30 protein-coding genes are annotated in these 24004 nt (G+C 63.4%); 12 read left to right on the top strand and 18 right to left on the bottom strand.

Going from position 1 to position 24004, the window contains the following annotated elements:
- Window positions 1-35 precede the first annotated feature (35 nt).
- Window positions 36-1247, bottom strand: coding sequence for an NADP-dependent isocitrate dehydrogenase (locus ACSQ3E_RS14240; RefSeq protein WP_310326961.1), 1212 nt, complete (start codon window positions 1245-1247; stop codon window positions 36-38).
- A gap of 336 nt (window positions 1248-1583) precedes the next feature.
- On the opposite strand from ACSQ3E_RS14240, the gene ACSQ3E_RS14235 reads away from it, so the two are divergent.
- From ACSQ3E_RS14235 to ACSQ3E_RS14225, 3 genes are all read left to right on the top strand, one after another.
- Entirely contained in the window at window positions 1584-2444 is an 861-nt protein-coding gene (locus ACSQ3E_RS14235; RefSeq protein ID WP_436123176.1) for an RNA methyltransferase, read from the top strand.
- On the top strand, window positions 2437-3231 hold the full coding sequence (gene murI, locus ACSQ3E_RS14230) for a glutamate racemase (protein WP_436123175.1): 795 nt from the start codon (window positions 2437-2439) through the stop codon (window positions 3229-3231). The genes ACSQ3E_RS14235 and murI overlap by 8 nt, the downstream gene beginning before the upstream one ends.
- Before the next feature lie 62 nt (window positions 3232-3293).
- A complete protein-coding gene (locus ACSQ3E_RS14225) occupies window positions 3294-3482 on the top strand; it encodes a DUF3008 family protein (protein WP_436123174.1) in 189 nt (62 codons plus the stop codon).
- Between the two features lie 15 nt (window positions 3483-3497).
- Here ACSQ3E_RS14225 and ACSQ3E_RS14220 read toward each other — a convergent pair whose 3' ends face one another.
- On the bottom strand, window positions 3498-4133 hold the full coding sequence (locus ACSQ3E_RS14220) for an NAD(P)-dependent oxidoreductase (protein WP_436123173.1): 636 nt from the start codon (window positions 4131-4133) through the stop codon (window positions 3498-3500).
- A 148-nt stretch (window positions 4134-4281) separates the two neighbouring features.
- Between ACSQ3E_RS14220 and ACSQ3E_RS14215 the strand changes: the two genes are divergently transcribed.
- The 4 genes from ACSQ3E_RS14215 to ttcA all read left to right on the top strand — a co-directional run bounded on the left by ACSQ3E_RS14215 (window position 4282) and on the right by ttcA (window position 7308).
- Window positions 4282-4692: a winged helix-turn-helix transcriptional regulator gene (locus ACSQ3E_RS14215; protein ID WP_310326975.1), complete on the top strand. Its 411-nt coding sequence runs from the start codon at window positions 4282-4284 to the stop codon at window positions 4690-4692.
- Between the two features lie 79 nt (window positions 4693-4771).
- Entirely contained in the window at window positions 4772-5479 is a 708-nt protein-coding gene (locus ACSQ3E_RS14210; RefSeq protein ID WP_436123172.1) for a 2OG-Fe(II) oxygenase, read from the top strand.
- A 222-nt stretch (window positions 5480-5701) separates the two neighbouring features.
- On the top strand, window positions 5702-6319 hold the full coding sequence (gene rpsD, locus ACSQ3E_RS14205) for a 30S ribosomal protein S4 (protein WP_115732354.1): 618 nt from the start codon (window positions 5702-5704) through the stop codon (window positions 6317-6319).
- Between the two features lie 140 nt (window positions 6320-6459).
- Window positions 6460-7308, top strand: a complete 849-nt coding sequence (ttcA, locus tag ACSQ3E_RS14200; protein ID WP_436123171.1) for a tRNA 2-thiocytidine(32) synthetase TtcA — start codon at window positions 6460-6462, stop codon at window positions 7306-7308.
- Window positions 7309-7396: 88 nt separating this feature from the next.
- Here the strand turns inward: ttcA and ACSQ3E_RS14195 are convergent, their stop codons facing one another.
- The 7 genes from ACSQ3E_RS14195 to ACSQ3E_RS14165 all read right to left on the bottom strand — a co-directional run bounded on the left by ACSQ3E_RS14195 (window position 7397) and on the right by ACSQ3E_RS14165 (window position 14331).
- On the bottom strand, window positions 7397-8662 hold the full coding sequence (locus ACSQ3E_RS14195) for a multidrug effflux MFS transporter (protein ID WP_409014685.1): 1266 nt from the start codon (window positions 8660-8662) through the stop codon (window positions 7397-7399).
- A 92-nt stretch (window positions 8663-8754) separates the two neighbouring features.
- On the bottom strand, window positions 8755-9090 hold the full coding sequence (grxD, locus tag ACSQ3E_RS14190; protein ID WP_067962632.1) for a Grx4 family monothiol glutaredoxin: 336 nt from the start codon (window positions 9088-9090) through the stop codon (window positions 8755-8757).
- A 163-nt stretch (window positions 9091-9253) separates the two neighbouring features.
- Window positions 9254-9478 (bottom strand): hypothetical protein, encoded by a 225-nt coding sequence (locus ACSQ3E_RS14185; protein ID WP_310326983.1) that lies wholly within the window; start codon window positions 9476-9478, stop codon window positions 9254-9256.
- Between the two features lie 78 nt (window positions 9479-9556).
- On the bottom strand, window positions 9557-10294 hold the full coding sequence (locus ACSQ3E_RS14180) for a class I SAM-dependent DNA methyltransferase (RefSeq protein WP_436123170.1): 738 nt from the start codon (window positions 10292-10294) through the stop codon (window positions 9557-9559).
- Between the two features lie 13 nt (window positions 10295-10307).
- Window positions 10308-10541 carry a BolA family protein gene (locus tag ACSQ3E_RS14175; RefSeq protein ID WP_067962623.1) on the bottom strand — a complete coding sequence of 78 codons (234 nt, stop codon included), beginning with the start codon at window positions 10539-10541 and terminating at the stop codon, window positions 10308-10310.
- A gap of 14 nt (window positions 10542-10555) precedes the next feature.
- The gene (purL, locus tag ACSQ3E_RS14170; protein WP_436123169.1) at window positions 10556-12781 is read right to left on the bottom strand and encodes a phosphoribosylformylglycinamidine synthase subunit PurL; all 2226 of its coding nucleotides are present in this window, start codon (window positions 12779-12781) and stop codon (window positions 10556-10558) included.
- Between the two features lie 134 nt (window positions 12782-12915).
- A complete protein-coding gene (locus ACSQ3E_RS14165) occupies window positions 12916-14331 on the bottom strand; it encodes a PLP-dependent aminotransferase family protein (RefSeq protein ID WP_436123168.1) in 1416 nt (471 codons plus the stop codon).
- An 83-nt stretch (window positions 14332-14414) separates the two neighbouring features.
- On the opposite strand from ACSQ3E_RS14165, the gene ACSQ3E_RS14160 reads away from it, so the two are divergent.
- Window positions 14415-14630, top strand: a complete 216-nt coding sequence (locus ACSQ3E_RS14160; RefSeq protein ID WP_436123167.1) for a DUF1127 domain-containing protein — start codon at window positions 14415-14417, stop codon at window positions 14628-14630.
- A 124-nt stretch (window positions 14631-14754) separates the two neighbouring features.
- Here the strand turns inward: ACSQ3E_RS14160 and ACSQ3E_RS14155 are convergent, their stop codons facing one another.
- The 4 genes from ACSQ3E_RS14155 to purC form a co-directional block, all read right to left on the bottom strand.
- Complete coding sequence (locus ACSQ3E_RS14155; RefSeq protein WP_436123166.1) at window positions 14755-15162, bottom strand: hypothetical protein; 408 nt, start codon at window positions 15160-15162, stop codon at window positions 14755-14757.
- A 45-nt stretch (window positions 15163-15207) separates the two neighbouring features.
- The gene (purQ, locus tag ACSQ3E_RS14150; RefSeq protein WP_436123165.1) at window positions 15208-15882 is read right to left on the bottom strand and encodes a phosphoribosylformylglycinamidine synthase subunit PurQ; all 675 of its coding nucleotides are present in this window, start codon (window positions 15880-15882) and stop codon (window positions 15208-15210) included.
- A 1-nt stretch (window position 15883) separates the two neighbouring features.
- On the bottom strand, window positions 15884-16126 hold the full coding sequence (gene purS, locus ACSQ3E_RS14145; RefSeq protein WP_115733852.1) for a phosphoribosylformylglycinamidine synthase subunit PurS: 243 nt from the start codon (window positions 16124-16126) through the stop codon (window positions 15884-15886).
- A 71-nt stretch (window positions 16127-16197) separates the two neighbouring features.
- Window positions 16198-16965, bottom strand: a complete 768-nt coding sequence (gene purC, locus ACSQ3E_RS14140; protein ID WP_115732345.1) for a phosphoribosylaminoimidazolesuccinocarboxamide synthase — start codon at window positions 16963-16965, stop codon at window positions 16198-16200.
- Window positions 16966-17251: 286 nt separating this feature from the next.
- Here purC and ACSQ3E_RS14135 point away from each other — a divergent pair, with 286 nt between their 5' ends.
- On the top strand, window positions 17252-17572 hold the full coding sequence (locus ACSQ3E_RS14135) for a DUF1476 domain-containing protein (RefSeq protein ID WP_115732344.1): 321 nt from the start codon (window positions 17252-17254) through the stop codon (window positions 17570-17572).
- A gap of 134 nt (window positions 17573-17706) precedes the next feature.
- Complete coding sequence (locus ACSQ3E_RS14130; protein ID WP_436123164.1) at window positions 17707-18477, top strand: HpcH/HpaI aldolase family protein; 771 nt, start codon at window positions 17707-17709, stop codon at window positions 18475-18477.
- Between the two features lie 51 nt (window positions 18478-18528).
- On the opposite strand, the gene ACSQ3E_RS14125 is transcribed toward ACSQ3E_RS14130, so the two are convergent.
- A complete protein-coding gene (locus ACSQ3E_RS14125) occupies window positions 18529-19083 on the bottom strand; it encodes an RBBP9/YdeN family alpha/beta hydrolase (RefSeq protein WP_436123163.1) in 555 nt (184 codons plus the stop codon).
- Window positions 19084-19277: 194 nt separating this feature from the next.
- Here ACSQ3E_RS14125 and ACSQ3E_RS14120 point away from each other — a divergent pair, with 194 nt between their 5' ends.
- Together ACSQ3E_RS14120 and ACSQ3E_RS14115 are read left to right on the top strand one after the other, a co-directional pair.
- Window positions 19278-20180 carry a VOC family protein gene (locus ACSQ3E_RS14120; protein ID WP_409014687.1) on the top strand — a complete coding sequence of 301 codons (903 nt, stop codon included), beginning with the start codon at window positions 19278-19280 and terminating at the stop codon, window positions 20178-20180.
- 97 nt (window positions 20181-20277) lie between these two features.
- Complete coding sequence (locus ACSQ3E_RS14115) at window positions 20278-20568, top strand: putative quinol monooxygenase (RefSeq protein ID WP_436123162.1); 291 nt, start codon at window positions 20278-20280, stop codon at window positions 20566-20568.
- Window positions 20569-20596: 28 nt separating this feature from the next.
- On the opposite strand, the gene ACSQ3E_RS14110 is transcribed toward ACSQ3E_RS14115, so the two are convergent.
- The 4 genes from ACSQ3E_RS14110 to ACSQ3E_RS14095 are packed head-to-tail and all read right to left on the bottom strand — an operon-like array spanning window position 20597 to window position 23957.
- Window positions 20597-21322: a metallophosphoesterase family protein gene (locus ACSQ3E_RS14110; RefSeq protein WP_436123161.1), complete on the bottom strand. Its 726-nt coding sequence runs from the start codon at window positions 21320-21322 to the stop codon at window positions 20597-20599.
- An 8-nt stretch (window positions 21323-21330) separates the two neighbouring features.
- Window positions 21331-22632 (bottom strand): adenylosuccinate lyase, encoded by a 1302-nt coding sequence (gene purB / locus ACSQ3E_RS14105; protein WP_436123160.1) that lies wholly within the window; start codon window positions 22630-22632, stop codon window positions 21331-21333.
- 60 nt (window positions 22633-22692) lie between these two features.
- Complete coding sequence (locus ACSQ3E_RS14100; protein ID WP_436123159.1) at window positions 22693-23187, bottom strand: hypothetical protein; 495 nt, start codon at window positions 23185-23187, stop codon at window positions 22693-22695.
- 47 nt (window positions 23188-23234) lie between these two features.
- Window positions 23235-23957: a DUF2259 domain-containing protein gene (locus tag ACSQ3E_RS14095; protein WP_436123158.1), complete on the bottom strand. Its 723-nt coding sequence runs from the start codon at window positions 23955-23957 to the stop codon at window positions 23235-23237.
- Between the last annotated feature and the right edge of the window lie 47 nt (window positions 23958-24004).

Genomic DNA, 24004 nt, shown 5'->3' with positions numbered 1-24004 from the left:
GGCATGCACTGAGTTCGGCCTTGTGTTGTTGCAGATCAGCCCATCGCCTTCTGCAGGTTCTCGTCGATCTTGTCGAGGAAGCCGGTGGTCGACAGCCAGGGCTGGTCAGGGCCGATCAGCAGCGAAAGATCCTTGGTCATGAAACCGCTTTCGACGGTCTGGATGCAGACGCGTTCCAGCGTCTCGGAGAAACGCTTCAGATCGGCGTTGTCGTCGAGCTTGGCGCGGTGCGCGAGGCCACGGGTCCAGGCGAAGATCGAGGCGATCGAGTTGGTCGAGGTTTCCTCGCCCTTCTGGTGCTGGCGGTAGTGGCGGGTGACGGTGCCGTGCGCGGCTTCGGCTTCCACCGTCTTGCCATCCGGCGTCATCAGCACCGAGGTCATCAGGCCGAGCGAGCCGAAGCCCTGGGCAACGGTGTCGGACTGGACGTCGCCGTCATAGTTCTTGCACGCCCAGACATAACCGCCCGACCACTTCAGGCTCGAAGCCACCATGTCGTCGATGAGGCGGTGTTCGTACCAGAGCTTGCGCGCCTTGAACTCGGACTCGAATTCCTTCTCGTAGACGTCCTGGAAGATGTCCTTGAACCGGCCGTCATAGGCCTTGAGGATGGTGTTCTTGGTCGACAGGTAGACCGGGTAGTTGCGCAGCAGGCCGTAGTTCAGCGAGGCGCGGGCGAATTCGCGGATCGACTCGTCGAGGTTGTACATGGCCATCGCCACGCCGGCGCCCGGCGCGTCGAACACGTCGTGCTCGATCACCTGGCCGTCGTCGCCCACGAACTTGATCGACAGCTTGCCCTTGCCCGGGAACTTGAAATCGGTCGCCTTGTACTGGTCGCCGAAGGCGTGACGGCCGACGATGATCGGCTTGGTCCAGCCCGGAACCAGGCGCGGCACGTTCTTCATGATGATCGGCTCGCGGAAGATGGTGCCGCCGAGGATGTTGCGGATCGTGCCGTTGGGCGACTTCCACATCTTCTTGAGCTTGAACTCCTCGACGCGCTGCTCGTCAGGGGTGATGGTGGCGCACTTCACGCCGACGCCGTGCTTGTTGATGGCGTTGGCGGCGTCGATCGTCACCTGGTCGTTGGTGGCGTCGCGGTGCTCGATGCCGAGGTCGTAATATTCGAGGTCGATGTCGAGATAGGGGTGGATCAGCTTGTCCTTGATGAACTGCCAGATGATGCGGGTCATCTCATCGCCGTCGAGCTCGACGACGGGCTTGGCCACCTTGATCTTCGCCATAGGAAATTGCCTCATTTTGCCTGGAACCAGCCGGTCCCGGAGGGTTCACGATTGGGAGTGCGGCCCCTATACCAAAGCGAATCGGGCGGCGCAAATGATTGCGATTGCGACCTTCGGCCTGTTTGCTGACATTGTATGACATGCCCGGCTGCGGCACTGGCGGTCGCTGATGCCAAAGGTCACTTCTGCCTGGCCGCGGCCAAAGGCCCGGATCTGCTCGGCGAGATCGTCCGCCATGGCTGGCCCTTACCGGAACTTCATTTTCGCGCGCGAATATGTCAGGGACGCGCAAAAGGCGCAATTTTCGGTTCAATCGCAACGATGTCAGAAAACCCCATGCAAACTGCGGCTCCCGTGATCATCCTTGTCGAGCCGCAGCTCGGCGAGAACATCGGCATGGTGGCGCGCGCCATGGCCAATTTCGGCCTCGGCGAACTGCGCCTGGTCAATCCGCGCGACGGCTGGCCGAACGAGAAGGCGCGTTCCGCCGCCAGCAATGCCGATCACGTCATCGACGACGTGGTGGTCTTCCCCGACCTCGCATCCGCCGTGACTGACCTCAATTTCGTCTTTGCCACCACGGCGCGCGAGCGTGACGGCTTCAAGGAAGTGCGCGGACCTGTCGAGGCCGGCCGCATGCTGCGCGGCCGCGCAGCTTCAGGGCTTCGCACCGGCATTCTGTTCGGGCGCGAGCGTTTCGGCCTCTACAACGAGGAAGTGAGCCTTGCCGACGAGATCGTCACCTTCCCGGTCGACCCCAGGTTCGCCTCGCTCAACATCGCCCAGGCGGTGCTGTTGATGTCCTATGAGTGGATGAAGTCCGGCCTCGAAGACGAGACCAAGACCAATTTCTCAGGCCCCGAAATGGCACCGGCAACCAAGGATCAGCTGCACGGATTTCTCAATCATCTCGAAGCAGCGCTCGACGCGCGCGGTTATTTCCGTCCGGCGGCCAAGAAACCCAAGATGGTCCACAATCTGCGCTCGGTGCTGACGCGGCCAGGCTTCTTCGCGCCGGAGCTCAAGGTTTTGCGCGGTGTCGTTGCCTCGCTTGACTATTTCTCGCCCAAGGAGCCGCGTGGCGCCGGCTACCCCGATCGCAAGGCGAAGGTCGATCATGCAGCCCATTCCGGCGGCGCGGGCAGCGATGAAGACGACACGCCGCCGGTCGGCGGCAGGGGGCTCGACAATGACTGATCGCCCGATCCTGATGTTCGATTCGGGCATTGGCGGGTTGACCGTGCTGCGCGAGGCGCGCGTGCTGATGCCTGAGCGCCGCTTTGTCTATGTCGCCGACGACGCGGCATTTCCTTACGGTGCCTGGGAAGAGCCGGCGCTGAAGGCGCGCATTCTCGATCTGTTCGGCCGCCTGCTCGAGCGGTTCGATCCCGAAATCTCGGTCATCCCGTGCAATACGGCATCGACGCTCGTCATCGACGCGTTGCGCCAGGCCTTTCCCGGCCACCCCTTCGTCGGCACCGTGCCGGCGATCAAGCCGGCAGCGGAGCGTACCCGTTCAGGCCTGGTTTCGGTGCTGGCGACGCCAGGTACCGTCAAGCGGCAATACACACGCGACCTGATCACCCAGTGGGCGACGAAATGCCATGTCCGGCTGGTCGGCAGCGACAGGCTGGCGCAGATGGCCGAAATCTACATGCGCGACGGCTTTGTCGACGAGCAGGCGGTCAAGGACGAGATCGCACCTTGTTTCATCGAGCAGGAGGGCCGCCGCACCGACATCGTCGTGCTCGCCTGCACGCATTATCCATTCCTGGTCAACCGTATGCGCAAGACAGCACCCTGGCCGGTCGACTGGATCGATCCCGCCGAGGCGATCGCGCGCCGTGCGCTGTCATTGCTCGACGGTTCGCGTGAGTGGCGTGACGACGCCGGCCGCGACATCGCCGTCTTCACCTCGAAGCGCACTGACTTTGCCACGCGCCGGCTGATGCAGGGCTTTGGCCTGACAGTCGAAGGAACATGACAGTCCGGCAGGCGTTTCCCAAAGCCGAGAGGTCCAAAGGCCCAGAGGTAAGGAGAAACGCCATGCCAGCCGTGTCCAAAGCCCAGCAGAAAGCCGCTGGAGCGGCCCTTGCCGCCAAGCGCGGCGAGATCAAGAAGAGCGAACTCGTCGGCGCATCGAAGGAAATGTACGAATCGATGACTAAAAAGGAACTCGAGGAGTTCGCCGAGACCAGCCACAAGGGTCTGCCGGAGCACAAGACAAGGCACTGAGCCCCGGCGCGCCGGTCAGTAGCCGACGGTGAAGCGCTTGCCCGTGTGCTGGGGCGCTTCGGCCTCGTTCACGATGGCGACGGCCAGGTCTTCCACCGAGATGTGGCTTTCGCCATTGGCGTCGAACACCGGCTGGTCGCCACCGGTGCGGAACTGCCCGGTGCGTTCGCCAGGCGCCATCATGATTGCCGGCGACAGGAACGACCATTCGACGCCGGTTTCACTGCGCAGAGCCGCGAGTGCATCGCGCGCTGCGCGGGCGCCATCCTTGTAGGCTTCGGGGAAGTGCGGGCCGTCGACAAGCTGCTTGCCGTCGATTTCGAGGCTGCCGGCGCCGCCGACGACGATGACGCGCTTGCCGGCGGCTTTTGCGGCCGCAACGATCGCCTTCGAGCCGGCGAGATGCTTGGCATAGATTTCCGGATCGCCCCAGCCGCCGTTGAAGGCGGAGACGACGACGTCACTGCCTGAGATCGCGACCTTCAGCGCGTCGACGTCGTTGACGTCGGCCTGAAAAGCGGTGACGCCGTCGAGAGCGGCGACCTTCGCCGGGCTGCGCACGATGGCCGTGACCTTGTGGTCGCGCGAGGCAGCTTCCTTGAGCACGGCGTTGCCGACGAAGCCGGATGCACCGATGAGAGCGAGTTTCATGATCTTCTCCATGTTCGCCCTGCTTTGCCATTTCAGCAAATAGCAGGTATAATATGTAATCAGGTTACCAACGATAACTATATAGATCGAACCGAAGGACACGAAAAGAACGCATGATTTCGTGCCCAGGTTACGTCAGAGGAACCACATGAACGCCCCGACAAAACCCGCAACCGCGGTGCCGCTGCTTCACACCACCCCAGGCTTCGAAACCGATGGCCGCAGCACATGTCCCATTCGCGAGGTGCTCGACCGTGTCGGCGACACCTGGAGCATCCTCGTCATCATCAACCTCCAGGAGCAGCCGGTGCGGTTCAATGCGCTCAAGCGCTCGATCGAGGGCATCTCGCAGCGCATGCTGACGGTCACCTTGCGTTCGCTCGAGCGTGACGGGCTCGTCACCCGCACGGTGCGGCCGACGACGCCGCCGGAGGTCGAGTATGGGCTGACCGAGCTCGGGCAGTCGATCGCCGTGCCGATCGCATCGCTCGGCAGCTGGGCTGCGAGCAATCGCGACCGCATGCGCCAGGCGAGGGAGGCTTTCGATCTGGACGCCTGATTGCTGCCGCGCAGGAATCGGAATGCGGTGCTTGGCCTGAGGGCATAGCCTCGGCCTCCAATCGTTATGGAGTGCCGTTATGAATGCTGACACCATCGTTTCGAGCCTGGACTGGCCGCGAATCCTCAGTGAGCTCGATGAATTCGGTGTCGCACCGACCGGCCTCCTGCTCGACATCAAGACCTGCCAGGCATTGCGCGAGCTCTATGACCGCGACGCGCATTTCCGCAGCCGCATCGTCATGCAGCGGCACGGTTTTGGCTCCGGGGAGTACAAATACTTCGCCAACCCGCTTCCCCAGGTAATCGCGGGCCTTCGCCATGGCTTCTATGAGCGCCTTGCGCCCTTCGCCAATGGTTGGAACGAGCGCATGGGGCTCGACAGGCGTTATCTGCCAGTACTCGACGCCTTCCTCGCCGAATGCCACGCCGACGGCCAGACCAGGCCGACGCCGCTGCTGCTGAAATACGGCCCCGGCGACTACAATTGCCTGCACCAGGACGTCTATGGCGAGCACCTCTTTCCGGTCCAGCTGGTGATTCTGCTCTCCGACCCGCAGTCCGAATTCGAGGGCGGCGAATTCGTCATGACCGAGCAGCGTCCGCGCATGCAGTCGCGCGCCGAGGTCGTGCCGCTCGGCATCGGCCACGGCGCGCTGTTTGCCGTCAACGATCGGCCGAAGGCTGGTTCGCGCGGCGATTACCGGGTAAAGATGCGCCACGGCGTCAGCCGCATCCGCTCCGGGGAGCGCTTCACGATGGGCATCATCTTCCACGATGCGAAGTGAGCCGGCTGCCTGCGAAGCGTTGACATTGCAGCCGGTTTCGCCTAGTTAGCCGCCAACGCCGGGCCGAAACGCCCGGTGTTTCATTTGACGTGTCCCGTGGACCTTTTCCGCAATGCGTGCGTGGAAGGTCCTGTCAGGCTCCGAAAACGGGGGCCAGAGGAGGGCGCGTTTTCCTCGCCTGGAACGTGAAGTTCCGGGTGCAACGTTTTGAAGGGAAATGCGATGAGCAAGCGCGAATCCGCTAAGTACAAAATCGATCGCCGTCTTGGCGAGAACATCTGGGGCCGCCCGAAGTCCCCGGTCAACAAGCGTGAATACGGCCCCGGCCAGCACGGCCAGCGCCGCAAGGGCAAGCTCTCGGACTTCGGTCTGCAGCTGCGCGCCAAGCAGAAGCTGAAAGGTCACTACGGTGACGTTTCGGAAAAGCAGTTCCGCAAGACCTACGAAGAGGCAAACCGCCGCAAGGGCGACACCTCCGAGAACCTGATCGGCCTGCTCGAGTCGCGTCTGGATGCGGTCGTCTACCGCGCCAAGTTCGTGCCGACCATTTTCGCTGCCCGTCAGTTCGTCAACCACGGCCACGTCAACGTCAACGGCAAGCGCACCAACATCTCGTCCTACCGCTGCAAGGCTGGCGACGTGATCGAAGTCCGCGAGAAGTCGAAGCAGCTGGTCATCGTGCTTGAGGCCGTTGGTCTCGCCGAGCGCGACGTTCCGGACTACATCGAAGTCGATCACAACAAGATGGTTGCGACCTTCGCTCGCGTTCCCGGCCTGTCGGACGTTCCGTACGCAGTCCAGATGGAACCGAACCTCGTCGTCGAATTCTATTCGCGCTAATCCTTCGGGTAGCATCGAATTTCAAAGGGCGGCCGGCAACGGCCGCTCTTTTCGTTTGTGGTGCACGTCTTGCACGACGACCAGAATTGCTGAATACCGCAGGCAACGGCATTGCCGCAGCGGATTGAAGGACCGGAGCGATGGGCATTCACGAACAGGACGCGCTGGCCGAGCCTGCGGAGGGCGCATTTCCGCTCTATCGCGACGCCCCGTCCTCGGTCGAGTTCAACAAGTTGCGCAAGCGCCTGTTGCGCCAGACACGCCAGGCCATCGAAGACTACGCCATGGCCAGGCCAGGCGAACGCTGGCTCGTCGCTCTATCGGGCGGCAAGGACTCCTACGGCCTGCTCGCGGTCCTGATGGATCTCAAATGGCGCGGCCTTTTGCCGGTCGAGCTGCTTGCCTGCAATCTCGACCAGGGCCAGCCGAACTTCCCCAAGAACGTGCTGCCCGACTATCTCAACGCCAATGGCATCACCCATCGCATCGAATATCGCGACACCTATTCCGTCGTCACCGAGAAGCTGCCGGAAGGCAGCACCTATTGCTCGCTGTGTTCACGGCTCAGGCGAGGGCACCTCTACCGCATTGCGCGCGAGGAGGGCTGTTCCTCGCTCGTGCTCGGCCATCATCGCGAGGACATCCTCGAGACCTTCTTCATGAACCTGTTCCATGGTGGCCGCCTTGCCGCCATGCCGCCGAAGCTGCTCAATGACGAGGGCGACGTCATGGTGCTCAGGCCACTGGCCTTCTGTGCCGAAGCCGACATGGCCAAGTTCGCCGAGGGCATGAAGTTCCCTATCATCCCCTGCGACCTCTGCGGCAGCCAGGAAGGGCTGCAGCGCAACGCCATGAAGGCGATGCTCGACGACATCGAAAAGCGCATGCCGGGCCGCAAGGACACCATGCTGCGGGCGCTGTCCAACACCCGTCCGTCGCATCTGCTCGATCGCAAGCTGTTCGATTTCACCAGCCTGATGGCCGGCTAAGACCGACAGGGGCACCAAAACGAACAGCCCGAAAACCGCCAGGTTTTCGGGCTGTTTCTATTTCAGAGACTGTACGTCGTAGACGCTGTCAATGAACCTCGGCAGCTACCGGCTTCGGATCATGCTGGCCGCGGAACAGCTTGCCCTTCTCGGCAATCAGCACCATCACCAGGCCGACCGAGGCGACGCCGCAAAAGCCGATCGCCAGCGGCACCGTCGTGCCGTCGAAGGATTGGCCGATGGCCGCACCGATCATGCCGCCGCCCAGGGTCTGCATGAAACCCTGCACCGAGGATGCCGTGCCGGCGATATGGCCGAGCGGCTCCATCGAGATCGAGTTGAAGTTCGATCCGATCCAGCCGAACTGGAACATCGCCAGCGCAAACAGCACGATGAATGCAGGAAACGGCACCGGACCGGTCAGCGACCAGACGAGCCAGATCGCGCTGACCAGCAGGAAGCCGATCAGCGCGCCGTGCGACAGCTTGCGCATGCCGAACTTGACGACGAGACGCGAGTTGAGGAACGACGACACCGACATCATGCCGGCGATGGCCGCGAACACTGCCGGGAACCAAACACCGAGCCCGTAGAGGCCGACATAGACCTGCTGCGCCGAGTTGATGAAGCCGAACAGCGCGCCGAAGATCGTCATCGACGCCAGCGTGTACCACAGCGACATGCGCGTGGTGAGCACGGTGCGGAAGCCCCTGGCGATCGACAGCACCGACAGCGGCCGCCGGTCCTCGGGATGCATCGTCTCAGGCAGGCGGATTGCCGCCCACAGCGTGATCGCCAGCGCCGACACGGCCATGACGATGAAGATCATGTGCCATTCCGAAAACAGCATGACGACCTGCCCCATGGCGGGCGCCACAACCGGCACGATCATGAACACCATGAAGATCAACGACATGATCTCGGCCATCTGCCGCCCGCCGAAGCGGTCGCGCACCACCGACACCGCAATCACGCGCGTCGAAGCAGCGCCGATGCCCTGGACGAAGCGCAGCAAAAGCAGCGTCTCGAAGCTTGGCGCGAATGCAGCCGCGAAGGCCGCGAGCACATAGATGCCGAGGCCGAACAGCAGCGGCTTGCGCCGGCCGAACTGGTCGGAGATCGGGCCATAGGCAAGCAGCGCCAGCGCGAGGCCGGCGAAATAGGCTGTAATCACATACTGGCGGTGGTTCTCGCTCTCGACATTGAGGGCAGCGCCGATCTGCTGCAGTGCCGGCAGCATGATGTCGACGGCGAGCGCGTTGACGGCCATCAATGCGGCGGCCAGCGCGATGAATTCCCAACGCGGAATCGGGAATACGCCCTGTTGGGCGCTCGGGGAGACTTTCTGTTCCATTCGGAATCCAATTCAAACGGAAATGCGCCAGAAAGCCGGCGCATTTGCCACAAACAGGACCCCGGAACAGGCCGGAGCCGGTAATTCTTAGATCAGGCGGCGCCCTTGACGCTCACGCCCTTCTCTTCCAGGAACGACTGCAATTCGCCGGCCTGGAACATCTCGCGGATAATGTCGCAACCGCCGACGAACTCACCCTTGACGTAGAGCTGGGGGATGGTCGGCCAGTTGGAATAATCCTTGATGCCTTGGCGAAGCTCGTTCGAGGTCAGGACGTTGACGCCCTTGTAGTCGACCCCGAGGTAGTCGAGGATTTGGACGACCTGGCCGGAAAAGCCGCACTGCGGAAAGCCGGGCGTGCCCTTCATGAAAACCACGACATCCTGGCTCTTCACTTCGCTATCGATGTATTCGTTGATTCCGCTCATGGCGCACCTAAACCTCAGATCTGGCCGGCGGACCGGCAATGTTCGTTAGACTGCTAGCATCTGCCACTATGTGGTTGCAACAGTCGAGCATTCCAAGCGTCGGGTCGACCCGAAATCCGGAAATGTGACCTTTTTGCCGTGTTGCGCAGCGTTGCGGCGTCCGTCAGGTGCTGCGACGCGCCTTCGAGCGCGAGCGAACGGTGCGCTTGCGGCTGGTCTGCTTCTTGGCTGGCCTCAAAAGCTTCTCGATCTGGCGCAGCGTGGCCGAACTCGTCGACGTCGTCCGCTTGCGCCGCCGTGTGCGCTTCGAGGTGCTTGACGGCTTCTTCAGAATGTCCTTCAGCACGCCGTCGACGACGCCTTGGACCAGGTCGTTGATCAATGACATGAGCGCCAGATTCCTGTTCTGTGGTGCACCCCGGATAAAAGATCGGGCAATCGATGTCGAGAGCTTCGGGCGTCTGGCCTACTTGATCGCCCGCACGCAGATGAATCCTGGAGAGCGGCTGAGCTCGGCAAAATGCTCGGGATCGACGACCGCCATCTCGGCCAGCGGCAACGGCTCGACAAAACGGTCGAGGCGCCACCCGGCATCACTCAACCCGTTCAGTGTGTCCTGCAGTGGCCGCCGGTAGGATTCGACATATGGTCTGGGCTCGCCGAAGCCGCCCCAACGCAGGCCCCAGCGGTTGGTCGCGAAATAGTCGGCGTCGCCGCGTGCGCGCGGATCGGCCCAGTCACGCATCGGGTGGCCCATCGAGAAGACCAGCCGGCCTCCCGGCCGCGTGATGCGATGGAACTCGGCGAACACAGGCTTGAGGTCCTCGACATAGTCGAGCGCCAGCGAACACAGGATCGCGTCGGTGCTGTCAGTCGCAAGCCAATCCAGCGGCCTGGCCAAATCGCCTTCGTGGAAGGCGACGTCGAGACCGGCACAGCGCTTGCGAGCCAGTTCCAGCATTTCCGGGGTAATGTCGAAACCGCGAACCCGGGCGCCGCCGCGCGCCAGCTTTTCAGAACAGATGCCCGAGCCGCAGCCGGCATCGACCACGTCGAGCCCGGCGATGTCGCCGAGCAGGGCCAGCGAAGCCGGCCGTTCGTAGAGCGCATTGTGGGGCTTGGTCGGTGCCGCCGCGTCATAGCGGTCAGCAAAGGTAGAGTAGGCGCGGCGCCCTATCTGATCGTCATCCGGGCGCCGCGTCATGGGAGTGCAGACCTTATTCGGGAATGCTGGTCTGCAGGGCGAGTGCATGCAGCACGCCGCCCATGTTGCCCTTCAGCGCGTCGTAGACCATCTGGTGCTGCTGCACGCGGGTCTTGCCGCGGAAGCTTTCCGAGACGACCTCGGCGGCGTAGTGGTCGCCATCGCCGGCGAGATCGCGGATGGTCACCCGGGCATCCGGAATGCCGTCCTTGATCATCCGTTCGATGTCGTGTGCGTCCATTGCCATGTTGTCGTTCCCGCTCAGTTGTCCATGAAGCGAGGGAACCAGGATTCGTGAGCCGAGGTCAACTCGTCGATCACCACGGCCCGTGCCTCGCCCAGCTTCAGTTCCTTGCCGCCGGTCGTTCCGATCCACGGGGCGTGGATGCCGAGCGCCTTGGCTTCGTTCCACAATTCCTGCATCTCAGCCGACTTGGGGTCAAGCTTGACGGTGACCAGGTAGCGACCCTGGTCCTCGCCGAAGAACACCGGGATCGGGTTGGTGCCGCTGAGGCCCGGAACCGTCGCACCGATGCCCGAGGCCATCGCCATTTCGGCGAGAGCGACGGCGAGACCGCCATCCGACAGATCGTGCACGGCGGTGGCCGTGCCGCTGCGGATCAGCTTGCGCACGAAGTCGCCGACCTTCTTCTCGTGCTCGAGGTCGACCGCCGGGGGCGGGCCGTCGGTGCGGCCATGCACGTCGCGCATGTAGATCGACTGGGCGAGGTGGCTGCCCCACTGGGCCGGGCCGCCGACCAGCAGGATCACTTCGCCCTCCTTGGCAAAGCAGGCCTTGGCCATCTTCGACCAGTCGTCGATCAGGCCGACGCCGCCGATCGTCGGCGTGGGCAGGATGCCCTGTCCGTTGGTCTCGTTGTAGAGCGAGACGTTGCCCGACACGATCGGGAAGCCGAGCGCGCGGCAGGCATCGCCGATGCCGGTCACGGCGCGCACGAACTGGCCCATGATCTCGGGCCGCTCTGGGTTGCCGAAGTTGAGGTTGTCGGTCGCGGCTAGGGGCAGGGCACCGGTGGCGGTCAGGTTGCGCCAGCATTCGGCCACCGCCTGCTTGCCGCCCTCATAGGGGTCGGCCTCGCAATAACGCGGCGTCACGTCGGACGAAAACGCCAGCGCCTTGGTGGCGTGACCCTCGACGCGGACGACGCCGGCATCGCCACCGGGGCGCTGCAGCGTGTTGCCCTGGATCATCGTGTCGTACTGTTCGTAAACCCAGCGGCGCGACGAAAGATCTGGACCACCGAGCATCTTGAGCAGCGCGTTGGCGACATCGGCCTGCGGCACGTCGTCTGCAGCCAGCGCCGCGCGCTTGGCCGGCTCGACCCACGGACGATCGTACTCAGGTGCCTCGTCGCCGAGTTCCTTGATCGGCAGGTTGGCAACTTCGACACCCTGATGGATGACGCGGAAGCGCAGGTCGTCGGTGGTCTTGCCGACGATGGCGAAGTCGAGGCCCCACTTGACGAAGATCGCCTCGGCTTCTTCTTCCTTTTCGGGGCGCAGCACCATGAGCATGCGCTCCTGGCTCTCCGACAGCATCATCTCGTAGGCGCTCATGCGCTCTTCGCGCACCGGCACCTTGTCGAGATCGAGCTCGATGCCGAGGTCGCCCTTGGCGCCCATTTCGACAGCCGAGCAGGTCAGGCCGGCGGCGCCCATGTCCTGGATCGCGATGACCGCGCCCGAGGCCATCAGCTCGAGGCAGGCTTCGAGCAGGCATTTTTCGGTGAACGGATCGCCGACCTGCACGGTCGGGCGCTTCTCGTCGATCTTGTCGTCGAATTCTGCCGAGGCCATGGTCGCGCCGCCGACACCGTCACGACCGGTCTTGGCGCCGAGATAGACGACCGGCAGGCCGACGCCCTTGGCCTGCGACAGGAAGATGCCGTCGGTCTTGGCGAGGCCGGCGGCAAAGGCGTTGACCAGGATGTTGCCGTTGTAGCGGGCATCGAAATTGACTTCGCCGCCGACGGTCGGCACGCCGAAGGCGTTGCCATAGCCGCCGACGCCCGCAACCACGCCCGACACCAGATGGCGGGTCTTGGGGTGGTCAGGCGCACCGAAACGCAGCGCGTTCATCGAGGCAACCGGGCGCGCGCCCATGGTGAAGACGTCGCGCAGGATGCCGCCGACGCCGGTCGCCGCACCCTGGTAGGGCTCGATATAGGAGGGGTGGTTGTGGCTCTCCATCTTGAAGACCACGCAGTCACCATCGCCGATATCGACAACGCCGGCGTTTTCGCCGGGGCCCTGGATGACGACGTCACCCTTGGTCGGCAGCGTGCGCAGCCACTTCTTCGACGACTTGTAGGAGCAGTGCTCGTTCCACATCGCCGAGAAGATGCCGAGTTCGGTAAAGGTCGGCTCGCGCCCGACAAGGTCGAGGATGCGTTGGTATTCGTCCGGCTTGAGCCCGTGCGCGGCGATGAGTTCGCCGGTGATCTTCACGTCATTCTGAATGGTCATCGTAGATCGCAGAATCCGTTGGGGGAGGCGTTGGTGGCTCCATAGCGCATGATTGCGCCGGGATATACCGCCAATGGCCAGAAAGTCACCCTTTATGGCACGGAAACGGCCATCTGCCTGAGATCTGCCGGCTTTCAGCCGAAGCTGTCGTAGCCAGCGTCACCCTCGTCGAGCAGGCGGCGCAGCTTGATCAGCCCGCCTTCCACCTCGGCGCGTGAGCGCGGCGCCGAAATGCCGATCCGGACGCGGTGGAAAACCTGGTCGGAGCGCCCGGCCTTGAACTCGTCCTCGTCGTCGACCAGCACGCCTTGGCCATAAGCGGCATTCTTGAATGTCCCGGAATTCCAGGGCTCCGGCAGGGCAAGCCAGACGAAGGGGATGTTGGCGGCGATGTTGAAGTCGCTTCCAGCGAGCGTCCTGCGCACGATGTCGAGACGCGCATTGATCTCGGCGATCGAGCGGGCGCGAATGGCCGCGGCCTCGCCCGACAGCACCAGTTGCGCGCACAGTTCCGCCAGCAGGAACGGCATGCCGCCGGTGACCATCTTGTGGGCGACGCGGATGCTGTGCCGGAAATGCGCCGGGCATGACAGCCAGCCGCCGCGTACGCCTGCGGCGACTGATTTCGACAGGCCGCCGACCACGAAGACCCGCTCCGGTGCGAATTCCGCCAAGAGCGGGGTACGGTCGTCGGTCAAAGCGCCATACAGGTCGTCCTCGATCAGCAGGACATTGTACCTGCGCGCGACTTCGGCGATTGCGGCGCGCCGCTCGGCCGGCATGGTCGCGCCGGTCGGGTTCTGCCAGGTCGGCATCAGGAAGGCGACCTTCGGATGCTTCTGTGCGCAGACGGCTTCGAAATCGACGGGGTCGATGCCGTGGGCGTCCGACCGGACAAGCGCCATGCGCCGCCCGATCAGTCCGGAGCTGCGTGCCACCTGCGTATAGGTCAGGTGCTCGAACACGATGAAGTCGCCCGGCTGCGTTACCGCCGCGATGATCGAGACGATCGCCGCATGTGCGCCGAGCGTCGGCACGATCGTGTCGGGTGAGGGGGCAAAGCCATTGCGCGACAGCCAGGCGCTGCCGGCCCTGAACCAGTGCTCGGGGAAGTTCCGGGCGTAACTCGCAACGTCGTCGGGATAATCGCGGCAGATCGCCGAGGTGATTGTCTCGATTGCGCTGTTCTGTCCGACATTGGGCGCGGCCGTGCTGTCGAAGTGCAGCTTGCCCGCAGGCGCCTCGACCGACCGCGATCCCTCGTGGGGCAGGGGAGCTGGCTCGATGATGGACGGCACAACGCCGTTGCGTTCCAGCACATAGGTGCCACGACCGACCTCGCCACTCACCAGTCCGCGTTCGCGCAGCAGCGCGTAGGCACGGCCGACCGTGCCGATGGTGACGCCGATGTCGTAGGCCAGGTCACGCTGCGGCGGCAGCTTGGCGCCGGAGGCGAGTACGCCGTTGTCGATGTCGTTTTCGATGCGCTCGGCCAGCCTGAGATAGAGCGGGCCTGAGCCGGAAGAGAGGTCGGGAAGCCAAATTGTCATGGTGACAATTCCTAAATTGCTATCGTTTGTGAGTCAATTCATAGCATTGATTGTCACCAATAGACACAATGCGGATAATTGATATGAGTACAATCGATGCAATTGGCGGAGTTGCCACGGCTGCATCTCCGCACAGGAAGCATGGCGGTCTTCGCGGCTTCGTGGGCTGGCTGGCGTTTTGCATGGAGCGTCGGCGCACCAGGCTGGCGCTGCTGGAGCTGACGGACGACCAACTCGCCGATATCGGAATTTCGCGCTGCGACGCTTATCGCGAAGGGCTTCGCCCCTTCTACGATTGACCACTCCCATGGTCGCGAGCCGTCACGACCCACTGACGGTTCGGTTTAGGTGGAGGCGCGCCCCTGGTGCCTCCACCTCTTTTGCCAAGAGGCGGACCAACGGCGAGTTGTCAGCCTGGGACGCTTAGGCGGCCGAGCCGCAAGACGCGTCACCGCTGCGCCAGCGATTGATGTCAGCAGAGATGCGGCCGCCGAGCGCTTCGCTCATCAGCGGGCCGAACACCTGGACCTGGCTCGAATTGCCTTGAGCCTGCACGACCAGCAGCGGCCGCGCGCCATACTGCTTGGCGGGAACGAGCAGGAACCGCGGCGTGCCGCCGAAATTGTTCAGCTCATTGGCCATCTGGTACTTCTTGAAGGCCGGATCCTTGCTGGCGAACCAGCATTTGTGCGCGGCGATCGCCACCTGTTCCATGGAACGCAGCGAGGCGCTCTTGCTGGACGTCGACGGTGGCGGTGTCTTCGGGCCGGAATTGCAGGCGGCGAGGCCGATAACCGCGGCCGTTGCCGCCAGAATCCGCAGAGACTTCATGCGCCGATGTCCGCCTTTTTCAGATGGTGATGGGAGGAGGTTGGCTCAGGCTGCCTTGGGCAGCCCGAGAGCGCTCTCGAACAGCGCGCGGCCGTCATTGCCGCCATGCGCTGCCTCGATCAGGTTTTCCGGATGCGGCATCAGGCCAAGCACATTGCCCTTGTCATTGATGATGCCGGCAATGTCGTTGATCGAGCCGTTCGGGTTGGTGCCTTCGGCATAGCGGACCACAACCTGGCCCTCGCCCTCGACGCGCGCCAGTGTCTCGGGATCGGCAAAATAGTTGCCGTCATGATGCGCCACCGGGCAGCGGATGATCTGGCCGGCCGCGTAGTTGCGGGTGAACGCGGTGTTGGCGTTGGTGATCTCGAGCTTCACTTCGCGGCAGACGAACTTCAGCGAGGCGTTGCGCATCAGGGCGCCGGGCAGCAGGCCCGCCTCGACAAGGATCTGGAAGCCGTTGCAGACACCGACGACCTGGACGCCCTTGGCGGCCTTCTCGGCCACCGCGCGCATCACCGGCATGCGGGCAGCGATCGCGCCGCAGCGCAGGTAGTCACCGAAGGAGAAGCCGCCGGGAATGGCGATCAGGTCGACATCGGGGATTTCCGTGTCGGTCTGCCAGACGGTGACGGGCGCGGTGCCCGAAATCTTGGTCAGCGCCGCGATCATGTCGCGGTCGCGGTTCAGGCCGGGGAGGAGAACGACTGCTGATTTCACGTCAGGCAATCTCCACTGCGTAATTCTCAATCACCGTGTTCGCCAGAAGTTTCTCGCACATGGCGTTGAGGTCGGCTTCCGCCTTGGCCTTGTCGGCGCCTTCGATTTCGACGTCGAAGACCTTGCCCTGGCGCACCGAGCCGACGCCGCCGAAGCCGAGGCCGTCGAGCGCATGTTCGATTGCCTTGCCTTGGGGGTCGAGCACGCCGTTCTTGAGGGTGACGGTGACGCGGGCCTTGATCACGGGCATTTCACTCCGGAGCAGAATTGGAAAACAGTCGGGCGCGAAGTTACTCGCGCCCGTGCTTGGATTTGTCAGTGCTTGACGAGGACCGGTCCGGTCGGACGGGGTGTCTCGTTCTCGTTCATGATGCCGAGGCGGCGCGCCACTTCCTGGTAAGCCTCGACAAGTCCGCCCATGTCGCGGCGGAAACGGTCCTTGTCGAGCTTGTCCTGGGTGGCGACATCCCACAGGCGGCAGCTGTCCGGCGAGATCTCGTCGGCAACCACGATGCGCATCATATCGCCTTCGAACAGGCGGCCGCATTCGATCTTGAAATCGACGAGCTGGATGCCGACGCCCATGAACAGGCCGGACAGGAAGTCGTTGACGCGGATGGCCAGCGCCATAATGTCGTCGATTTCCTGCGGGCTTGCCCAGCCGAAGGCTGTGACATGTTCTTCCGAGACCATCGGGTCGTCGAGCGCGTCAGCCTTGTAGTAGAATTCGATGATCGAGCGCGGCAGCACGGTGCCTTCTTCGATGCCCAGGCGCTTGGCCAGCGAGCCGGCGGCGACGTTGCGGACCACGACCTCGAGCGGGATGATCTCGACTTCCTTGATCAGCTGCTCGCGCATGTTGAGCCGGCGGATGAAGTGGGTCGGAATGCCCATGCGGTTCAGATGGTTGAAGATGTGCTCGGAAATGCGGTTGTTGAGCACGCCCTTGCCGTCGACGACCTCATGCTTCTTCTTGTTGAAGGCGGTGGCGTCGTCCTTGAAAAACTGGATCAGGGTGCCCGGCTCGGGGCCTTCATAAAGGATCTTGGCCTTGCCTTCGTAGATGCGGCGGCGATTCTTCATTTGAATGATTCTCTGGTTGGAAGGGTGGACGGCAAGTTACCGGTCCCTTTCTCACGCCGCAAAGCCGCGGCGGCTGTGGGTTTCAAGGCCGGTCTCTATCTTAATCGGGCCAATTGCTCAATCATCATTTCCCGCCAATCAACGCCTTTTGCTGCGGAAATGCCGCACCGCACACGCAAATGGTGCAAAAGAGAGATATTGACCGGGCGGCGGGCTTTTGGTTTGAGGAAGTCGATATCATATGCACCGGAAGTCGAATCGATTTCCCACTCCCTGGAGGATTGCCATGAGCAACATGAAGGACCGCGAAGAAGGTTTTGAGCGCAAGTTCGTCTTCGACGAAGAGCTGCGCTTCAAGGCAAATGCGCGGCGCAACAAGGCGCTTGGCCTCTGGGCTGCCGAAAAGCTCGGCAAGTCGGGTGCCGACGCCGATGCTTATGCCAAGGAAGTCGTGGTTTCCGACATCGAGGAAGCCGGCGATCATGACGTTTTCCGCAAGATCCGCGCCGATTTCGATGCCGCCGGCGTCGACCAGTCCGACCATCAGATCCGCCGCACCATGGACGAGCTGATGGCGCAGGCGATCGACCAGATCAAGAACACCTGATCCAGCCCCGCTGCTGGATGCCGGGCAGCTGCTTCAGCTGCGCTGGACCAACGAACCGCCCGCATTCCGGGCGGTTTTTGTTTGCGCCGACGCCAGCTTCCGGTTGAAATGGCTACGACCCCAGGGAGAGAAAAATGTCGCTTGCCGAGAGACTGCACGCCAACGAGACCATCATCACCGCCTGGTCTGGCGTGCCGGACGCGCTGACGGTCGAAATCCTTGCCGGACAGGGCTTTGATGCCGTCACCCTCGACATGCAGCATGGCGGCCACAACGAAGACAGCGTGCTGCGCTCGATCGCCCCCGTCCTGCGGGCTGGCAAGCACTCGCTGGTGCGTGTCCCGGTCGGCAGGTTCGACATGGCGAGCCGCGCCCTCGACTTTGGCGCCGAGGCAGTCATCGCGCCGATGGTCAATTCGGTCGAGGATGCCAGGCGCTTCGCCGCCGCCATGAAGTATCCTCCGCTCGGCGAGCGCTCCTGGGGCCCGACCTTCGCGGCACCGCGCCATGGCAGCAAGGATTCGGTCAAGTGGCTGAAGGAGAGCAACGCGCGCACCGTCTCGTTCGCCATGGTCGAGACGCATGCGGCGGTTGCCGTGCTCGACGGCATCCTGGAAACGCCTGGAATCGACGGCATCTTCCTCGGGCCAGGCGATTTCTCCATTGCCTGGACGAAGGGCGACACGATCAACTCGACGCTCGAGGACATGATGGAGACTGTCGCCGATGTCGGCAGGCGGACCCGTGATGCCGGCAAGCATGCCGGCATCTACGTCACTGATCCCAGGATCGCTGGGCGTTTCGTCGAGATGGGCTACCAGTTGCTGGCGACGGGCTCCGAGCACCAGCTGATATCAAGCGGCGCTGCTAGCCTGCTTGCCGATCTCAAGAAGTCGCTCGGCTAAAGCGCCGAGCGTCACCTTGGTTGGCGAACGACGCTCGCCGTCTTGAGGCTCTTAGCCTTCCAGCCGTGACAGGAACTGCGCGAACACCATCGATCCCTCAGGCCACGGTCCGTGGCCTGAATCGGCATTGATGTGGCCTGAATCGCCGGCATCGATGAACAGCGAGCCCCAGGCCGCCGCGATGTCCTCGGCGACGTCGAGTGCGCAATAGGGGTCGTTACGGCTGGCGACGACCACCGACGGAAACGGCAGCGGATCGCGCGGGTAGGGGCCGAAGGTCATCAGGTGCTTCGGCTTGATCGCCGGGTTGGACACGTCAGGCGGCGCCACGAAGAAGCCGCCCGCGACGAATTTCGTGAAGCTTGGAATGGCGTGGATCACGGTCGGAATGCCGAGCGAGTGGGCAACCAGCACCACCGGGCGTTCGGCCGCGTTCACCGCGTTGACAACCTTGGTCGTCCAGTCCTCGCGGACCGGCTTCGACCACTCGTCCTGCTCGACGCGGCGCGCGGTCGACAGCTTTTCCTCCCAGCGGCTCTGCCAATGGGCGGGCCCCGAATTGGTGTATCCGGGCACGATGATGATATCGGCGTCTTTTACCTTCATGTCGCGGATGTAGCGATCCGATCTTGCCGGTGCAAGACGGCTAGCGCAACCGAACATCGCCGGCGATCCGCCCGATTTTCCAATTGATATCGAAACGTTGAACGACGTGTTCGGTCTTTGCTGACTTGTGTGAACGATGCGCTCGGCCGATCTATGGCTGGAGAAAAACAGCCGTGTTGGCCGGAGAGTGGATTTTGGAACTGACACGACGCAAACTGGTTGGCAGCGCGGCACTCCTCGCATTGGGTGCGGGAGTGCGGGCCGGCCACACGGAGCCCAGGATGAGCAACATTCCCTTTGCCGCGACGACCCCGATCAGCGTTTCCCGCGTCGGCCTCAAGGCCCGCGATGCGAATGCGCTGGCCGGTTTCTACCGCGACGTCGTCGGCCTGCAGGAGCTCAAGCGCGACGGCGAGACGATCACGCTCGGCGCGGGCAGCCGCGCTCTTCTCGAAATCGAGGCCGACCAGGCGGCGAAGCCCGACGATCCGCGCAGCGCCGGCCTGTTCCACACCGCTTTCCTGCTGCCCAGCCGCGCCGATCTCGGCCGCTGGATCAAGCACGCCATCGACAAGCGCATCCCCGTCGACGGCGCTTCCGACCATCTGGTCAGCGAGGCGCTCTACCTGACCGACCCGGAAGGCAACGGCATCGAGATCTATTCCGACCGCTCGCATGACGGCTGGAAGTGGAACGGCTCGCAGGTCGCCATGGCGACCAACCAGCTGGACATCGGCTCGATCGTTGCAGAAGTGCCCGAGGGCGACGCCGGCTGGCAGGGCGCGCCCGAAAACAGCATCGTCGGCCATGTCCACCTGCGCGTCGGCGACCCCGCTGCGGCGGCCCAGTGGTGGCACAGCCAGTTCGGCTTCGACACCGTGGCCGAATATGGCAACAGCGCTGTCTTCCTGTCCTCGGGCGGCTATCACCACCATATCGGCGCCAATTCCTGGCAGAGCCCGGGTGCCGGCAAGCGCGACGCGTCGCTGACCGGTCTCGCCTGGGTCGAAATGCGCTCGGCTGAAGCCAAGGCTGCTGCGACCTACGAAGACCCGTGGGGCACCGTCATCCGCGCGGTGCCCGGCCAGCCGGGCTGAGCATCCTGACATCATCTGGCCAAGACCTGTGCTAACCCAATGGCCGAACCTGCCAAGCTGGCGGTTCGGCCATTGAACATGCAGGACCTGGACAAACATGCTGAAAGTCGTAGCTCAGGATTTCATCAAGCCTGAGTTCATCGAGATCGTGCGACCGCTCTATGCCGAGCTCGTCGAAAAGACCAAGCTTGAGCCGCTCTGCATCGCCTATGATCTGTTCGTCGATCAGAAGGATCCCGGCCACTTCGTCTTCATCGAGCAATGGCCCGATCGTGCGGCGCTCGACATCCACTGCGCGTCCGAGCATTTCAGGCGGCTGGTGCCGCTGATCAACAAGCACCAGCGTCAGGATCCCACCTTCATCCTGATGGACGCCTTCGCGGCATAAGGGCAGGGTGTGCTTCGGCCTGCGTGCCTCAGGCCCGCTTTCCCGCATAGCCGGTCAGCAGGCCATGGCTCCAGCTGGCGAAGCCAGACGCCTCGGCGCGCTGCGCCGCCTCGCTCCAGTCGTAGGCGACGACATGGTGGACAAAGGTCCACTCGCCCTTCTCCAGGGTGGCGATGGCAAAGCGCGCGTGCGGGCTGCCGGTCACCGTCAGCCCGGGGAACGCCTGCACGCCAACGCTTCCGGGGTTGAGAATTGTCTGGCCGGATATCAGGACGACACGCGGCGTGTGCGTATGGCCGCACAAGATCAGCTTGGCGTCGGTCTTGCCCAGCTTCTGGGCAATCTGTGCTTCATTGGATGGAAAGAAGTGGTCGCCGCCGTCTTCCTCAAGCAGGAAAACCTCGTCATCCGCGGGGCTGCCATGGCAAAGCAGGATTTCGGGCGGCAGGCGCAAGGTTGTCGGCAGCGTCGAAACCCACTGAAGTGACGCCGTGGACAGGCATTGGTGGGTGAAGCCATCGACCTTTTCCAGATCGGGCACCGACGTATCAGTCAGCGCCCGGTCGTGGTTGCCGCGTACCGTCGGCCAGTTCTCCGCAATCAGGTATTGCGCGGTTTCCTCGGGCCACAGCGGGCCGGAGAGACAGTCCCCCAGATTGACCGTCAGGTCGGGGGAACTGTCCTTGATACGCGCATGGACGGCTTCCAGCGCGCGGATGTTTCCGTGGATGTCAGAGACGACAGCCAGGCGCATGCAGATCCTTATCCAAAAACGCGGCTGAAGATCGTGTCGACGTGCTTGGTATGATAGCCGAGATCGAACTTTTCACGGATTTCCGCTTCCGGCAAGGCGGCGGTCACTTCCCTGTCGGCCAGAAGTTCTTCTAGGAAATCCTTGCCTTCTTCCCACACCTTCATGGCATTGCGCTGCACCAGACGGTAGGCGTCCTCGCGGGAAACGCCGGCCTGCGTGAGGGCCAGCAGCACGCGCTGCGAGTGCACCAGGCCGCGGAACTTGTTCATGTTCTTCAGCATGTTGTCGGGATAGACGACGAGCTTGTCGATGACGTTGGTCAGGCGTGCCAGCGCGAAGTCGAGGGTGACGGTGGCATCCGGACCGATCATGCGCTCGACCGACGAGTGGGAGATGTCGCGCTCATGCCACAGCGCCACGTTCTCCATCGCCGGCGCCGCATAGGAGCGGACCATGCGGGCGAGGCCGGTCAGGTTCTCGGTCAGCACGGGGTTGCGCTTGTGCGGCATTGCCGACGAGCCCTTCTGGCCCGGCGAGAAATACTCTTCCGCTTCCAGCACCTCGGTGCGCTGGAGGTGGCGGATTTCGGTGGCCACGCGTTCGATCGAAGACGCAATCACGCCGAGCGTCGCAAAGAACATGGCGTGGCGGTCGCGCGGGATCACCTGCGTCGACACCGGCTCGGGCTTCAGGCCGAGCTTGGCTGCGACATGCTCCTCGACGCGCGGGTCGATGTTGGCGAAGGTGCCGACCGCGCCCGAGATGGCGCAGGTGGCGATGTCCTCGCGGGCATGCACCAGGCGCTCGCGGCAGCGGGTGAATTCGGCGAAGGCCAGCGCCAGCTTGACGCCGAAGGTCGTCGGCTCGGCATGGATGCCATGGCTGCGGCCGATGGTGACGGTGTCCTTGTGCTCGAAGGCGCGGCGCTTGAGCGCGGCCAACAGCGCGTCGATGTCGGCGAGCAGGATGTCGGTGGCGCGCACCAGCTGCACCGAAAGGCAGGTGTCGAGCACGTCGGACGAGGTCATGCCCTGGTGGATGAAGCGCGAATCCGGGCCGACGAACTCGGCGAGATGCGTCAGGAAGGCGATCACGTCATGCTTGGTGACGCGTTCGATCTCGTCGATGCTCTCGACGTCGAACTGGGCGGCACCACCCTTTTCCCAGATCGTCTTGGCCGCTTCCTTGGGGATGACGCCGATTTCGGCCAGTGCGTCACAGGCATGGGCCTCGATCTCGAACCAGATCCGGAACCGGGTTTCGGGAGACCAGATGGCGACCATCTCGGGCCGGGAGTAGCGAGGGATCATGGCGGGGCTCGTCCAGCTGTGGTTTCGTTGCGGCTCCCCTAACAGAGGTAGGCGCAATGCTCAACGCGAACGGCTGGCAAACCACGCTGCTGCGGCGAAAAGGGCGACGAAACCGCCGGGAAAATAGAGCCGCAGGCCCAGAACCGCGAATTGGTACAGCGCGACGAGCCCGGTGAAGACGAACTGGAACGCCCAGGTGATGGTGAAGGGCGCGGCATGCCATTCGGCATAATAGGCCCGGTACTGCAGCGCATAGAACAGGGCGGTCAGGCCGATCGTCACCACGCCGAGCGATATGAACGCCGCTGCGAATGCGGTCTCGCGGCCGCGGTGGCAAGACAGCAGGCGTGCCAGCGTCCAGCCGATGGGGAACGCGACAGCGCCGCCGAGCGCGAACAGCATCACCACCGCGCGGACGCGCACTGGTGTTTCCCAATGATCGAGCAGGAGCGTCAGGAACGCGCTGGCGCCCATCGCAAAGCCCCATACGGCGGCGCCAAGAATGGCAAGCCGCAGCGACGGCAGCGCCTGGCCCAGCTTGCGGCGTATGCGCATCGGTTCTCTACTCTTGGAACGGGCCGAGCCCGCGACGATCGTATCGCTCACATCTGCCCCGTCACGGCGATCCAGCGGTGATCCGGCCCCTCGAAACCATGGCGGATGACGGTGACCAGCACGGCATAGGCAGGCGTTCCGCCATCGCCGAAGAAGATCTGCACGCCGCCGATGCGGTAGCCGGTCGGGCAGCCGCGGCTCTGCGGCACATCCTTGTCTTCCTGCAGCACGTCGGTCTTGCCGCCTTCGCCGACGCGAACCAGCTTGAAGCCTTTGACCGGGCCGATGCCGGCACAGCGCTCGATCTCGCCGAAGGAAATCTCCTCGAGCTTGAACTCCAGCTGCGGGTCGATCGGCGGGAACACCGGGCGTGGATTGACCGTCATGCTGAACGGATCGGCACTTGTCTCGGTCACCGCGTTGAAGCCGGCAAGGCGGCCGCGATTGGCGGTGAGCTCATCTTCCTTGACGACCTTGTCGCCACGCTTGCGCGCTTCCGCGCGCGCCGCGTCGAGGCCGACGCTCTCGTCTTCCATCTGCACGCGCACCGGCGTGCCGGGCAGGAACTTGTCCGACGAAGTGTCGATGTAGAAGCGGTTGGCATAAGCAAAGCCCGAACCGTCCTGGATGCCGTATTCCTCGAAGGCAAACACCTTGCCGTCGGCGCTGAAGCCGAGCACGTTGAGTTCGGCGGCGTCGCCCGCCGGGGCCACCTGCACGGCGGTGCACAGCGACATGGCTGCGAGGCAAAGAAGCTTCATCACTTTCATGGCAGTGGCCCCTCTCTGCAGTTGAATCGGTTTTTCAAACGAAGGCG

The organism is Aminobacter sp. LjRoot7 (genome assembly GCF_964252895.1).
Lineage (GTDB): Bacteria > Pseudomonadota > Alphaproteobacteria > Rhizobiales > Rhizobiaceae > Aminobacter > Aminobacter aminovorans_B.
Note: the sequence above shows the minus strand (reverse complement) of the source record. Positions and strands in the feature narration are given on the sequence as shown.

What these genes read in the sequence shown, in the direction of transcription:
- ACSQ3E_RS14240 (WP_310326961.1), bottom strand. Translation starts at nt 1,247, where the DNA reads ATGGCGAAGATCAAGGTGGCCAAGCCCGTCGTCGAGCTCGACGGCGAT.
- ACSQ3E_RS14235 (WP_436123176.1), top strand. Translation starts at nt 1,584, where the DNA reads ATGCAAACTGCGGCTCCCGTGATCATCCTTGTCGAGCCGCAGCTCGGC.
- murI (WP_436123175.1), top strand. Translation starts at nt 2,437, where the DNA reads ATGACTGATCGCCCGATCCTGATGTTCGATTCGGGCATTGGCGGGTTG.
- ACSQ3E_RS14225 (WP_436123174.1), top strand. Translation starts at nt 3,294, where the DNA reads ATGCCAGCCGTGTCCAAAGCCCAGCAGAAAGCCGCTGGAGCGGCCCTT.
- ACSQ3E_RS14220 (WP_436123173.1), bottom strand. Translation starts at nt 4,133, where the DNA reads ATGAAACTCGCTCTCATCGGTGCATCCGGCTTCGTCGGCAACGCCGTG.
- ACSQ3E_RS14215 (WP_310326975.1), top strand. Translation starts at nt 4,282, where the DNA reads ATGAACGCCCCGACAAAACCCGCAACCGCGGTGCCGCTGCTTCACACC.
- ACSQ3E_RS14210 (WP_436123172.1), top strand. Translation starts at nt 4,772, where the DNA reads ATGAATGCTGACACCATCGTTTCGAGCCTGGACTGGCCGCGAATCCTC.
- rpsD (WP_115732354.1), top strand. Translation starts at nt 5,702, where the DNA reads ATGAGCAAGCGCGAATCCGCTAAGTACAAAATCGATCGCCGTCTTGGC.
- ttcA (WP_436123171.1), top strand. Translation starts at nt 6,460, where the DNA reads ATGGGCATTCACGAACAGGACGCGCTGGCCGAGCCTGCGGAGGGCGCA.
- ACSQ3E_RS14195 (WP_409014685.1), bottom strand. Translation starts at nt 8,662, where the DNA reads ATGGAACAGAAAGTCTCCCCGAGCGCCCAACAGGGCGTATTCCCGATT.
- grxD (WP_067962632.1), bottom strand. Translation starts at nt 9,090, where the DNA reads ATGAGCGGAATCAACGAATACATCGATAGCGAAGTGAAGAGCCAGGAT.
- ACSQ3E_RS14185 (WP_310326983.1), bottom strand. Translation starts at nt 9,478, where the DNA reads ATGTCATTGATCAACGACCTGGTCCAAGGCGTCGTCGACGGCGTGCTG.
- ACSQ3E_RS14180 (WP_436123170.1), bottom strand. Translation starts at nt 10,294, where the DNA reads ATGACGCGGCGCCCGGATGACGATCAGATAGGGCGCCGCGCCTACTCT.
- ACSQ3E_RS14175 (WP_067962623.1), bottom strand. Translation starts at nt 10,541, where the DNA reads ATGGCAATGGACGCACACGACATCGAACGGATGATCAAGGACGGCATT.
- purL (WP_436123169.1), bottom strand. Translation starts at nt 12,781, where the DNA reads ATGACCATTCAGAATGACGTGAAGATCACCGGCGAACTCATCGCCGCG.
- ACSQ3E_RS14165 (WP_436123168.1), bottom strand. Translation starts at nt 14,331, where the DNA reads ATGACAATTTGGCTTCCCGACCTCTCTTCCGGCTCAGGCCCGCTCTAT.
- ACSQ3E_RS14160 (WP_436123167.1), top strand. Translation starts at nt 14,415, where the DNA reads ATGAGTACAATCGATGCAATTGGCGGAGTTGCCACGGCTGCATCTCCG.
- ACSQ3E_RS14155 (WP_436123166.1), bottom strand. Translation starts at nt 15,162, where the DNA reads ATGAAGTCTCTGCGGATTCTGGCGGCAACGGCCGCGGTTATCGGCCTC.
- purC (WP_115732345.1), bottom strand. Translation starts at nt 16,965, where the DNA reads ATGAAGAATCGCCGCCGCATCTACGAAGGCAAGGCCAAGATCCTTTAT.
- ACSQ3E_RS14135 (WP_115732344.1), top strand. Translation starts at nt 17,252, where the DNA reads ATGAGCAACATGAAGGACCGCGAAGAAGGTTTTGAGCGCAAGTTCGTC.
- ACSQ3E_RS14130 (WP_436123164.1), top strand. Translation starts at nt 17,707, where the DNA reads ATGTCGCTTGCCGAGAGACTGCACGCCAACGAGACCATCATCACCGCC.
- ACSQ3E_RS14125 (WP_436123163.1), bottom strand. Translation starts at nt 19,083, where the DNA reads ATGAAGGTAAAAGACGCCGATATCATCATCGTGCCCGGATACACCAAT.
- ACSQ3E_RS14115 (WP_436123162.1), top strand. Translation starts at nt 20,278, where the DNA reads ATGCTGAAAGTCGTAGCTCAGGATTTCATCAAGCCTGAGTTCATCGAG.
- ACSQ3E_RS14110 (WP_436123161.1), bottom strand. Translation starts at nt 21,322, where the DNA reads ATGCGCCTGGCTGTCGTCTCTGACATCCACGGAAACATCCGCGCGCTG.
- purB (WP_436123160.1), bottom strand. Translation starts at nt 22,632, where the DNA reads ATGATCCCTCGCTACTCCCGGCCCGAGATGGTCGCCATCTGGTCTCCC.
- ACSQ3E_RS14100 (WP_436123159.1), bottom strand. Translation starts at nt 23,187, where the DNA reads ATGCGCATACGCCGCAAGCTGGGCCAGGCGCTGCCGTCGCTGCGGCTT.
- ACSQ3E_RS14095 (WP_436123158.1), bottom strand. Translation starts at nt 23,957, where the DNA reads ATGAAAGTGATGAAGCTTCTTTGCCTCGCAGCCATGTCGCTGTGCACC.